The organism is Geitlerinema sp. CS-897 (assembly GCF_028368005.1).
GTDB lineage: Bacteria > Cyanobacteriota > Cyanobacteriia > Cyanobacteriales > Geitlerinemataceae > Baaleninema > Baaleninema simplex.
The window spans coordinates 1-11,430 of the sequence record NZ_JAQNCQ010000124.1 but is presented as its reverse complement, the minus strand read 5'-3'; the positions used below and the strand labels follow the sequence as shown (position 1 = coordinate 11,430).

8 protein-coding genes and 1 pseudogene are annotated in these 11,430 nt (G+C 50.0%); 6 read left to right on the top strand and 3 right to left on the bottom strand.

Annotated elements, in window-relative coordinates; all coding sequences use genetic code 11:
• Nucleotides 1-66 precede the first annotated feature (66 nt).
• The 4 genes and pseudogenes from POG22_RS07620 (at nucleotide 67) to POG22_RS07605 (ending at nucleotide 5,797) form a co-directional block, all read left to right on the top strand.
• A pseudogene (locus POG22_RS07620) lies at nucleotides 67-1,054 on the top strand (IS30 family transposase).
• 240 nt (nucleotides 1,055-1,294) lie between these two features.
• Nucleotides 1,295-2,566 carry a polysaccharide deacetylase family protein gene (locus POG22_RS07615; protein ID WP_063719639.1) on the top strand — a complete coding sequence of 424 codons (1,272 nt, stop codon included), beginning with the start codon at nucleotides 1,295-1,297 and terminating at the stop codon, nucleotides 2,564-2,566.
• Nucleotides 2,567-2,638: 72 nt separating this feature from the next.
• Nucleotides 2,639-3,055, top strand: coding sequence for a HEPN domain-containing protein (locus tag POG22_RS07610; RefSeq protein WP_074171050.1), 417 nt, complete (start codon nucleotides 2,639-2,641; stop codon nucleotides 3,053-3,055).
• 57 nt (nucleotides 3,056-3,112) lie between these two features.
• Nucleotides 3,113-5,797: a P-loop ATPase, Sll1717 family gene (locus POG22_RS07605; RefSeq protein ID WP_498904533.1), complete on the top strand. Its 2,685-nt coding sequence runs from the start codon at nucleotides 3,113-3,115 to the stop codon at nucleotides 5,795-5,797.
• A 17-nt stretch (nucleotides 5,798-5,814) separates the two neighbouring features.
• On the opposite strand, the gene POG22_RS07600 is transcribed toward POG22_RS07605, so the two are convergent.
• The 3 genes from POG22_RS07600 to POG22_RS07590 all read right to left on the bottom strand — a co-directional run bounded on the left by POG22_RS07600 (nucleotide 5,815) and on the right by POG22_RS07590 (nucleotide 9,164).
• Nucleotides 5,815-6,693, bottom strand: coding sequence for a 4-hydroxybenzoate solanesyltransferase (locus tag POG22_RS07600; RefSeq protein WP_498904534.1), 879 nt, complete (start codon nucleotides 6,691-6,693; stop codon nucleotides 5,815-5,817).
• Between the two features lie 115 nt (nucleotides 6,694-6,808).
• On the bottom strand, nucleotides 6,809-7,732 hold the full coding sequence (locus POG22_RS07595; protein WP_063719637.1) for a pentapeptide repeat-containing protein: 924 nt from the start codon (nucleotides 7,730-7,732) through the stop codon (nucleotides 6,809-6,811).
• 211 nt (nucleotides 7,733-7,943) lie between these two features.
• A complete protein-coding gene (locus POG22_RS07590; protein ID WP_498904531.1) occupies nucleotides 7,944-9,164 on the bottom strand; it encodes a hypothetical protein in 1,221 nt (406 codons plus the stop codon).
• 51 nt (nucleotides 9,165-9,215) lie between these two features.
• On the opposite strand from POG22_RS07590, the gene POG22_RS07585 reads away from it, so the two are divergent.
• Together POG22_RS07585 and POG22_RS07580 are read left to right on the top strand one after the other, a co-directional pair.
• On the top strand, nucleotides 9,216-9,455 hold the full coding sequence (locus POG22_RS07585) for a hypothetical protein (RefSeq protein ID WP_498904529.1): 240 nt from the start codon (nucleotides 9,216-9,218) through the stop codon (nucleotides 9,453-9,455).
• Between the two features lie 206 nt (nucleotides 9,456-9,661).
• Nucleotides 9,662-11,278 (top strand): Ppx/GppA phosphatase family protein, encoded by a 1,617-nt coding sequence (locus tag POG22_RS07580; RefSeq protein WP_498904528.1) that lies wholly within the window; start codon nucleotides 9,662-9,664, stop codon nucleotides 11,276-11,278.
• The last annotated feature ends 152 nt before the right edge of the window (nucleotides 11,279-11,430 follow it).

Genomic DNA, 11,430 nt, shown 5'->3' with positions numbered 1-11,430 from the left:
CGAATAAAGGCTCATCGGCTATACTTCGATCTTTCATGAATAATTACCTAATTGAAGATCGAACCAATGAGCCATCACCATCTTACCCCATCTGAGCGTGTTGAGATCTATAAACTCTTCACTCAAGAAAACTGTTCGCGGGGGGAGATCGCTAGTCGTCTTGGTCGAGACAAAGGAACGATTTCTCGAGAACTTCGACGCCATGCCACAGAAGAAGGTTTGTATTTACCTGATACCGCTCAAAAAAAAGCTGAAGAAAGGCGTCAAAACGCTAAGACGAAGTTTCAGAATGTTTCTGAAGAAACCGTCGAAGAAATTCGACAAGGACTTCAAAAGTATCACAGCCCCGATCAGATAGCCGGTCGTCGAAAGCGAGAGGAGAAGGAAACGGTCAGTCATGAAACGATTTATCAAATGATTTACCACGATTATGGTGGATTGGGAAGCTGTTCTAAATATTTGAAGCAAGAACGGCCAAAACGCCGTCGTCGTCAGGTTTCTCTCTCAAAACGGGGTCGTATTCCCGATCGAGTTGGGATTGAACATCGCCCTCAAATTGCCGATCTAAAAGTGGAAGTTGGTCGTTGGGAAAGTGACACAATGATTGGCGGACACCATGCAGGAGTTCTAGTCACTCATGTGGATAAAGCTTCAAAATTTTTGGTAGCGAGTCTCGCCAAAAATAAAACAGCAAAAGCCATTAATGCTGTCACAATCGAAGAGTTTTCGCATCTGCCTTCTTCTCGTCAGGAAACATTGACATTTGATAACGGGAAGGAATTTAGTGGTCACAAAGAACTGGCTCAAAAGCTGGGAGTATCCTGTTACTTTGCCAATCCTTATCATTCGTGGTAGCGAGGACTAAACGAGCATACAAATGGAATGCTTCGACAGTTTTTTTCCGAAAGGAACAAATTTTAAAATCTTGTCACCAGACGCGATCGAAAAAGCAGTAGATTTACTCAACGATCGTCTTCAAAAATCTCTTGACTATCGAACCCCTTCTGAGGTATTTTATAGTCAGGGATCGGAGACCGTTGCATTTCAAACTTGAATTGGCGAACTTAACAGAACTTCATCGATTTTCGGAATAAATTATGTCGGTTTTAACTTTTGTTAGATCGACCTCAGCGATCGAACGCGACTCGTGTTAATTTTTCGATCTAAAAAACTGTCGATTTCTTTAAAAAAACGGAGTTTTACAGCGGCGAATCCATTCGAGTGTTACTTTAGAGAGATAGAGCTTAATATTTTTAAGTTCCTCAACCTAAGAAAAACGCAATATCAAAAAACAATGGCTTACTTCGTTCCCTGGCTTCATATGCACCAACCGCCCATTTGGTACGACAACCGCCAAATGGGGAATCTCGAAAAAATGCTAAGCGGCGATCGCAATTCCGAAGAAGGCTGGAACGCCCAATGGTTTGCCCAAGCCTATAAAAATCCAGCTCGATACGCCAAACAACTCAGTCAAGACGGATATCGCCCGCGAATGATGGTGGACTATTCCGGCGTGTTGTTAGAAGAACTGGCGTACTTGTCGGATAACGGAACCTTCGTCCACCTGCACGTCGATGGCGAACCCATCGGAAACGTTATCGAGTTGTGGCGTCACGTCTTAGAAGACTATCCCGAGGCGATCGAATTTGCTGGAAGCGCCTACAGTCATTGCTATTTTCCTGCCACTCCCGAACGGGATTGGGAAGCGCAAATCCTGGCTTGGAAACAGATTTTTGCCAATTTGTTCGGTGAAGCGGCGTTGAAGCGCGTCAAAGGCTTTTGGCTGCCCGAAATGGGCATGACTGGAGAGCCGCAACAGGCGATAAAATTGGTGCGAACCCTCAAACGCTGCGGTTACGAGTGGCTAATTCTCCCCACCTCCGCCTTAGAAATGCCCGAGGGATGGACGACACCGGAACTCGAAAACCGCGTTCATGAGTTAGAAATTACCGCCAACGGCGAAACCGAACGGATACTGTGCGTTGTCCGAGATACCGAAATGGGAATTCGCCAACAAAGCGGCCATAACGCAGATGGTTGTCTCAACGACATCCGCTATCGATCGCACGTGTTTTCTGAAAAAGGAATTTTAACCTCGCCGTTAATCGTTCCGACTTCTGACGGTGAAAACGGAAACGTGATGATGTTCGAGTATTTCCGAAATACCTTCGTTCCTTTAGTGCATCAAGTGTCCGCACTTCCCGACATTGAGATGGCAACAGTCAGCGAGTATATTACGAAATATCCCCCGGACAATGCTACGCCAGTTCGTTTGAAACCGACAGGGGGATCGTGGATTGGCGGTCATCAAAGTTGGAACGAGGGCGATCGCCGTCAGGGAATTTTACGAGAAATCGACGAACTCAGCCAGCAGGTGGCGGCGTTAAACCCGTCGGAGTTAGAGACTTCAGAACTCGAGGAAATTCAGCGATTGTTGTTGGTGTGCGAAACCAGTTGTTTCGTGTATTGGAACGCCGAATTTTGGTTCGAGCAAGCCGATCTGTTTTTGGGGAAATTGCGAGGGCGTTTAGAACAGCTACAGCCGCGCGAAGTTGGGTTAAGATAGACAATCTGAACGATTGAGTCCGAATAGGGTTGAATTTGGCTGAATCCAAAGGCAACTCGATCGCCCGTTCCCATGAGTCCCCATACCTCCGACGATTGGTTAAACGTCGCAAGAGAAAGGCTTGTCGATGCCGATCGCCTTCAACAAAAGCGGCCGTACTCTGTTGCCAGCGTTTATTTAGCGGGCTACGCTGTTGAATGTACGCTCAAAGCGTTACTGCAAAAACAGAGAAAGCCTTTTCCCAGCCACGGTTCAGCCGGACACAATCTTCGGAATTTATGGCGAGCTTGTGGGTTTCAGTTAAACGATTTGCGAGATTCTCGGGGCGATCGCACGTTTTATATTGATGTTTGGGATACGAGTTTGCGCTATGAAACCGAACTCCCGCAACATTTAGGATTAAAAACAGAGGATTTGATACAAGGCGCGAAAAGCCTTTGCAGCTTTCTCCAAACCCAGATGCGTCGAAAAGGTTCGCGAAGGAAATAATCTCACAGCGATCGAAGGTTTGAGATAGATGGGTATCCAGCAGAAGATTCCGACGGTATGAATCGAGATGACATTAAAACTCGTCTTAAAGCCAATCTCGAGGCGGCCAATTGCGCGATCGAGGAGATTCGCGTGCAACCCGATCCGTTTTCCGGTTGGCGAATTGTCGTGATTTCTCCCAACTTTGCCGATCGCTCCAATATCGAGCGTCGTCAAATTGCCTTAAAAGGACTCGAAACCCTGGAAATCGAATGGCTCGACGTACTAACGCCAGAAGAGCGAGAGTGGGCGGGTAAACTGCCCACGGACAGCGATCTCGAGGATTTACCCCTGTGGCCCGAAGCCTTAGCGCGAGGTCAAAACATTCCCAAAACCGTCGTCTTCCCCTCCGATCTCGACGACGATCTCGAACCTCCCATCGTTGCCACGTTTTACTCGTTGCGGGGGGGCGTCGGTCGATCGACGGCTTTAGCCTACACCGCGCAAATTTTAGCGCGGCGGGGTCGCACCGTTCTCTGTGTCGATCTCGATTTAGAAGCGCCGGGTTTAGCGGCGTTGTTCGGACGAGAAGCCGAAATTCAACCGGGACAGGGGGTGTTACCGTCTTTGGTGGCGCTCGATCGCGGCGAAGATCCCGATCTGCAATCTCAAATTTTGCGTCTGTCGGAATTAGACGAGTTGTATTGTCTCCCGGCGGGAAAACCCGATGCCAATTACGCTCGCTTGTTGAATTTCGTCGATCCGGCGGCGTGGTATCGTGAAGACAGCAACCCTTTACGGGAACTACTCGATCGCCTCAGTTCGAGTTTGTCGTTCAAACCCGAAATCGTCCTCTTCGACGCGCGAACTGGAATTACACCGCTAAACGCGCCGTTATTGTTCGACCTCGCCGACGTGGCGATCGTCACTTTTTTTCCCCATCCTCAAGCCCAAACGGGTACAGAAGCCCTCGTTCGCGCCTTACTCGCCTCGCGAACCCGCCGTACTGGGAATTTGGCTCCCGAACCGCGTTTTGTCGTATCACCCATTCCCGCCAGCAAAGCGCCGGAAGTGGTCGAACGGTATCAACACCGAGCGATCGAATGGATTAGCCAATGGCTCGATCGCCTTACCGAACAACGGCCGGATGCTCCCGCGATCGACGAAACGGAAATTACCCATTTCGTTCCCTATCGCGACGTTATCGCCACCTCCGACGGCGTTTCGGGAGATCGCGATCTTTGGAAGGATTACGAAGCGATCGCCGAGTGGATTGAATTTTTCTTACCGACCCGAAGCGAACAACAACTCGCACGTCTATCGGAACAATTGAACTTACCACAGCTCAAACCGCAAATTCTCGAAGAGTTAAATTTTTCAAGTGGTACGGCCGAACATCAACAAAATTTTTTAGAAACGTTCGTCCCGACTGACATCATTAACCGCGCCCTGCGTCCTGAAATTCCGTTAATTCGCGGTCGTAAAGGGAGTGGGAAAACAGCGATTTTTCGTCGAATTACAGAAGACGATCGACGCTCCCGCGTTGTAGTGATGTCTCCCAATCCCCTGAAAGACGATCGGTTTTGGATTCTTACGCCAGAAGGATTTAAAGAAATCGATCGCGACCTTCAAAAACTCTCTAAAAGCTGGCGAGATTTCTGGCTGCTTGAAATTTGCATTTCTTGTTATTCAAGCCTTAATAATTTTCTGAAGAAAAACAGACAAAGTATTTTGGGAGATCGCCTCAATAAATTGCCACAAGAAACTGTTTTTAGTGAATTAGATTTCATTCAATACGTCTCCGAGTTGCTATCCCTCGATCGCCTGGGATTGTTGGCTCAAGACTGGCTTCAAAAACTCGATTGTCAACTGAGTAACAATACTCTACTGTTGTTTGATGGGTTAGACACCAGCTTTGGCAATGGAGACGCCGCCAGAAAACGACGAACTCAGGCGATCGAAGCCTTACTTTCTCTCGTCATTGAATTTGGTGACAGCCTGCAAAATTTACGGTTTAAAATCTTGCTGCGAGAAGATATCTGGCGACAATTAAAATTTGGAAATAAAAGCCATTTCTATGGACGTTCCATCGTCCTGACGTGGTCGAACCGCACTGACTTTTTCAAAATTGCAATTAAACAAGCCGTGCGATCGAATACATTTAAAAATCTCGTGCGATCGACGCTCGAATATACCTCAATTTTCACGAACACTTCTCTTGAAAATATCGACTATTGGTCAGAAGAACAAGTCAAACAGGTTTGGAATCTTTTGGTTGGCGAACGGATGCGAGGCGGTAAGTCAGCGTTTACTCAAAACTGGGTTTGGAATCGCTTAACGGATGCTAACGAAGAGCGCAGCCCTCGTTTTTTACTGCGTCTTTTCCAAGAAGCCAAAGAATGGGAAACTAGAGAATATACCCAAGAATCTCAAAATCAGTCCAAAGAACCGAATCATAAAACCCTCATTCGTCCCCGTGCTTTGAGCGAATCGTTACCCAAAGTATCAGAAGCCGCGCTGAGTGCGTTAATTCAAGAAGAATTCACGGAACTCGAACCGTTAACCGATCGCCTCAGATCGATCGGTCGATCGCCCGTCGAAGCCGGAGAATTGAAGGATCAGGATTTAGAAGAACAAGTGAATTTAGCCCGCGAAGTCGGTTTACTGTCAGTCTACGAAGAAATTGACGGTCGAGTTCAGCGATATAAAGTTCCCGATTTATACCGTCTTGGGCTTAGGATGACGCGATCGGGACAAGCGTAATCGATCGCACCCCACCGCTAAACCCAACAGCCCAACGTCATCCCCAACAGCAACAGAAACCCAATCCAGACGTTCTGTCCGAAGAGTTCCCCGTAAGCCGAACGGGGTAAATCGTCGTGTCGCAACCGCCACACCTGCCAAGTCCAACCGCCAAACGCCGACGCTAACGCTACCCAGAAACTCCATCCCAAACCCATCGCGACGCCGACAGCGGCCAAACAAGCGACCGTTCCCGCAAAAAAGACAGCGATCGCCCCTACCACAGCATCCCCGAAAAACAGGGCGCTCGAATTAATACCAATCTTGCGATCGTCCTCGCGATCGGACATGGCGTAAATCGTATCGAAGCCCAGCGTCCACAATACCGTCGCCCCCCACAACCACCACGTCGCCGGTTGCAAATTCCCCGTGACCGCACTCCAACTAATCAACACCGCAAATCCCCAGGCGATGGACAGCACCAACTGAGGCACCGGAAACACCCGTTTCGCCGCCGGATACAGCAAAATGACCGGAACGGCGGCCACGCACAAGGCGAAGGTAAACGGATTGAGATACCACGCCAGCCCCGCCGCACAGAGTAGCGCCAAGACTCCCACCGCGATGCCCGTCTTTACGGACAGGGCGCGAGAGGCCAGAGGACGGCTTTTCGTGCGTTCGACTTGCGGGTCGATATCGCGATCCCAGAGGTCGTTGGCGACACATCCAGCGCCGCTGGTGGCCAGCGTTCCCAAGACGATAACGCCAATCAGGAGAATAGGAGGCGTTCCCCGCGCTGCCAAAACCACCGCCCAGAGTGCGGGAAGCATCAAAATCAGGCGTCCGGCAGGTTTGTCCCACCGCAGCAAACGCAGGATAATTTTCCAAGTGGGTTCGGATTGCGGTTGTGTCAGCATAGCTGAGGATATGGCCGAGAACGTCGCGAACGGAACGGGGAAATCTTGTCGAAACGGGCGTTCCAACTCGATCGCCTTTTTATTCAAAATAACAGAATTCGATCGGAGGTCTCGATTATTCGTCGTTGCGCGTGGCTCCCGTGAAGTCTGCCCCTTGGGTTTTCGCTAAACTCAAATCGGCGTCGAAGAGGTTGGCGTTGTTGAGCTTAGCTTCCATCAAGTTCGCTTTGACGAGGTTCGCTTCGAGTAAGTTCGCTTCCCGTAAATCTGCCCCCCGCAAGTCGGCGCGACTCAAATCCGTTCGGGATAAATTTGCCCGAGACAGTTTTGCTTTCTGAAGTCTAGCTTGAGAGAGGCGGGCGCTCGAAATTGTCGCGCTCGATAGATCCGCCCCCCGCAAGTCCGCTTCGCTTAATTCTACGTTGACCAGGGTTGCAAAGCTCAGATTCGTCCATTTCAGACGCGCTTGGGTGAGTTTTACACCCCGCAGGTTCGTTCGCGCTAGGTTCGCTCCCATTAAATCCGCCCGCGTCAAATCAGCGTAGCTCAGGTCGATATCTCGCAAATCCGCATAACGCAGGTTCGCCCCGCGCAGGTTAACCGGATCGTACATTCGACGCTCGTAACGCAGGTTTGCCCCCCGCAAACAAGCCCCGCGCAGATCGGCACCACTGAGGTTGGCGTTTCGTAAATCCGCCCCACACAAATTCGCATCTAAGAGAACGGTGAGGCTGAGATCGGCTCGCCGCAAGTCAGCCCGTTGTAAGATCGCTCCGTGAAGATCGGCGTCTCGCAGGTGAGCGTTACGAAGATCGGCTTGTTTGAGGTTTGCTCCAGCTAGTTTGCTTTGAATGAGGTTTGCTCCATCGAATTTACTGCGACTGAGGTAAGCAAACGCAAAGTTAACGCCTTGTAAGTTCGCTCCGCTCAAATGAATTCCCATCAACTCCGCGCAGCTAAGATTGGCGTTGCATAAATTGACGCTTTTAAAATCTGTTTTTCCAGTGTTATAGCAGTCTAAGACTTCACGCGCGTCCATTGTATAGCAACCCTAAATCAGTTGTGTAACAAAATTGAGACAAAAAGGGAATCGGGAACGGGAAACGGGGAATCAGATTTTTTCTGGTGTTTTAAGTTTTGACGACCCATTTGGGACTGCTATAGTGAAAGATAAAAAAATCTTTTGCAAAACAGCTTAACAAACTCCACGATCGTTTCAAAACGAAACGCGTTTTAGGCTCGATCGATGATTAAATTTCAATAGTTCTCGTCCATTCAACAGCATTTAGACCTGGTTTCCGTCCGTGAATTTCGATACGATCGACTGTGGTTAAGTTTAATTCTAAGATATTTTGTCGGATCGTAGCTGAAAGTTCTGCGGGATCGGAGATATCGGAGAGTTCTAAAAAGACGTGCAGACAGCGTTCTTTTTGCGTGGCTAAAACGGTAATCCCTTGATGCTTGAAACGTCGGTCGAGCCAATCGGCGATCGCCTTGGGGGAACCCCGACGGGCTTGGTCTTTAAAGGCTAAATCGGGATCGGCGGCGGGAGAGGGCGTCACGTGCAACAGGTGAACGGCAATTTGCCGCTCGAGTATACGTCCCATGCGATCGAGATTGGCTCGCAGGTCGTCGAGGAGATATTTGACCGCATCGTGTTTGACGTGAATTTGTTCTTCAGCGTCGAGGAACGCAGGTTCGTCATCGAGTTGACCTTCTAAGTCGGCGATTCCCTGAGCGATGGTGTCGGTGAGATCGCGGGAACGAAGGCGCACCAGTTCTCGAACCCGATCGTTGGTCGCTAGATGTTGCAGGAGGCGATCGGCCAGACGCGGGGAAGGGGAGGGCGAAAAATCTCGCCAGTAGGAGCGATCGGCTTCGGCTTCGGGAGAAGAGTTTTCTAAATTCACAGACGGTTCGAGCGACGAGTCTTCCCACAACACGCAAGAGTGTTCTTCGTCAGGTTCTTCGTCCTCCTCTTCGATCGGTGTGGAGGATTCCTCGAGTGACCTCTCTGCTTCGACTTCTTCGACTTCTTCAGCCACATTTGAAGAGAAATTAGAAGATGAGGTCGCAGACGCGTTTGCTGAAGACTCGGAAGGTGAGAGAGCGTCGAATGTTTCTCTAGGTTGGTTAGGTTGGTAAAACGATGCGAAACAGCGAACTAAAACCCGAACCGAACGGATGTTTTCATCAGCTCCTTCAAGTTCTCGAGCTGCAATATTGAGTCGTTCTTCGAGTTCGTTTAATGTCGGGCAAGCTTCAAATAAATGACGCAACAAACTATCGAGATCTTGAGTTTTAAGCGTCAACCAATCACGATCGCTAAAATCAAATCGTCTATAAATGGTGGAAAAAATCAAAATTTTGGTTCGTAAAGGATTGGTTTTTTGTAACAGCGTTCCTCGGATATCGAACAAATCTTGAGGACCTTGAATTTTAGTTCCCGTAATGTCATCAGCGTCGAACATGGTGGCACACCGGATTGAGCTAGGAAAGCGAGAAGCCGCGTAACGGGTCTGTTGACAAAATCTTGCGACAACGAGTCAGCGATCGACCTCGCTGTTGAGGATAGCGTGTTTGACAGTTTTACGCAGGGTCTAGAAACCCCTTCAGTATCGCTCGAGCTGTCGGACAGCGAAATCCTACCTCGGTGGAGAACGCTACTGGCGTCGCTCGAAGTCAGAGAGGACTTCGCACACAACAGTCGGGCGATCGCGAGATCGGTATCGTCTTTAACCCCACTAATGCCGCTGTTGTAGCTCTAACAATTCGATGCCGTCAAGACGTTCTCCCGTTGCAAACTCGCTTGATGAATTAGGTAGATCCCGACGCGATCGCGATAAAATCGAAACGGTTTGCCGCCAAGGGGAATCGGCATCAAACCTCACAAAACCGAACGTCCCCTTTCACGATCGCTCGAGGTTTCTCAAATATGGTAGATATTACACAAACAAATCATATCCGAATGGCTCGATCGCGCGGTGCGTCGATGCCGTCGAATACTGTCCTCGCGGCGATCGATATCGGGACGAACTCCATTCACATGGTGGTCGTTAACATTCAGCCCGAACTTCCGGCATTTACCATCATTACCCGCGAAAAAGAAACCGTACGTTTGGGCGATCGCGATCCCAAAACGGGAAACCTCAAAGCCGATGCGATCGAACGCTCTCTGGGGGCTTTACGCCGCTGCAAAGAAATCGCCACCAGTCTCAACGTCGAAGCTATCGTCGCCGTCGCCACCAGTGCGACGCGGGAAGCCCCCAACGGTCGCGCCTTCATCCAACGGGTCAAAGACGAACTCGACCTGTCGATCGATCTGATTTCGGGGCCAGAAGAAGCCCGGCGCATCTATCTGGGTGTTTTGTCGGGAATGGAACTCGATCGCCAACCCCACATCGTCATCGATATCGGCGGCGGTTCGACCGAACTGATCCTCGGGGACGGTCAGGAACCGCGAACCCTCAGCAGTACCAAAGTCGGTGCGGTGCGTCTGACGGGGGAATTCGTGACCACCGACCCCATCGATAGTGCTGAATACACTGCCCTACAGGGGTACGTGCGGGGAATGCTAGAGCGACCCGTCGAAGAATTGCAAGCTCGTCTCAAACCCGGCGAAACGCCCCGTCTCGTGGGAACCTCGGGAACTATCGAAGCCCTGGCGACGATGGACGCGATCGAAGAACTCGGTTCGACGCCGACCCCTCTCAACGGCTATCATCTGAGTTTGAAAAACCTGCAAAAGTGGGTCAAAAAACTCCGTAAAAGCGATTACAAAGAACGTCTCGACATTCCGGGAATGGTCGAACGCCGCGCCGAAATCATCCTCGCGGGGGCGGCGATTCTCCAAGAAGCTATGTCGATGCTGGGAACCGAAGAACTCATCGTCTGCGAACGGGCGTTGCGTGAAGGGGTTATCGTCGATTGGATGCTCAAACGGGGCTTGATCGAAGACAAACTGTGCTATCAAAGTTCCGTGCGCGAACGCAGTACCTTGAAAATTGCCAAAAAGTACCGCGTCGATCTCGAATATAGCCAACGCATCGCCGATTTCGCGTTGAGTTTGTTCGACAGTACTCAGGGAGAACTCCACGATTGGGGCGATAGCGAACGGGAGTTACTGTGGGCGGCGGCGATTTTGCACAACTGCGGAATTTATATCAGTCACTCGGCGCACCACAAACACTCGTACTATCTGATTCGCAACGGCGAACTCCTCGGATATACCGAACTCGAAATCGAACTGATCGCCAATCTCGCGCGATACCACCGTAAAAGCGCCCCGAAAAAGAAACACGATGCTTACGCGAACCTATCGAGTCGCGATCGCCAGCTCGTGCGACAGCTAAGCGGCTTAATGCGGTTGGCCATCGCCCTCGATCGCCGTCAAATCGGCGCGATCGAGAAAGTTCGCACTCGATACAAACGGGACGCCAAACAGCTCGATTTATATCTGTATCCCGTCGATCCCAACGATCCCTGTGAGTTAGAACGCTGGAGTCTCGATTACAAAAAAGGCGTATTTGAAGACGAATTCGGCGTCAAGCTCTTCGCCACTTTGGCCGCAGTGGAGAGGTCATGAGGCTTTTTACAGCGCCGATTCAAAAATGAAATGCAACACCGGTGGGTTTACGAATAAAGGCTCATCGGCTATACTTCGATCTTTCATGAATAATTACCTAATTGAAGATCGAACCAATGAGCCATCACCATCTTACCCCATCTGAGCGTGTT

What these genes read in the sequence shown, in the direction of transcription:
- POG22_RS07615 (WP_063719639.1), top strand. Translation starts at nt 1,295, where the DNA reads ATGGCTTACTTCGTTCCCTGGCTTCATATGCACCAACCGCCCATTTGG.
- POG22_RS07610 (WP_074171050.1), top strand. Translation starts at nt 2,639, where the DNA reads ATGAGTCCCCATACCTCCGACGATTGGTTAAACGTCGCAAGAGAAAGG.
- POG22_RS07605 (WP_498904533.1), top strand. Translation starts at nt 3,113, where the DNA reads ATGAATCGAGATGACATTAAAACTCGTCTTAAAGCCAATCTCGAGGCG.
- POG22_RS07600 (WP_498904534.1), bottom strand. Translation starts at nt 6,693, where the DNA reads ATGCTGACACAACCGCAATCCGAACCCACTTGGAAAATTATCCTGCGT.
- POG22_RS07595 (WP_063719637.1), bottom strand. Translation starts at nt 7,732, where the DNA reads ATGGACGCGCGTGAAGTCTTAGACTGCTATAACACTGGAAAAACAGAT.
- POG22_RS07590 (WP_498904531.1), bottom strand. Translation starts at nt 9,164, where the DNA reads ATGTTCGACGCTGATGACATTACGGGAACTAAAATTCAAGGTCCTCAA.
- POG22_RS07580 (WP_498904528.1), top strand. Translation starts at nt 9,662, where the DNA reads ATGGCTCGATCGCGCGGTGCGTCGATGCCGTCGAATACTGTCCTCGCG.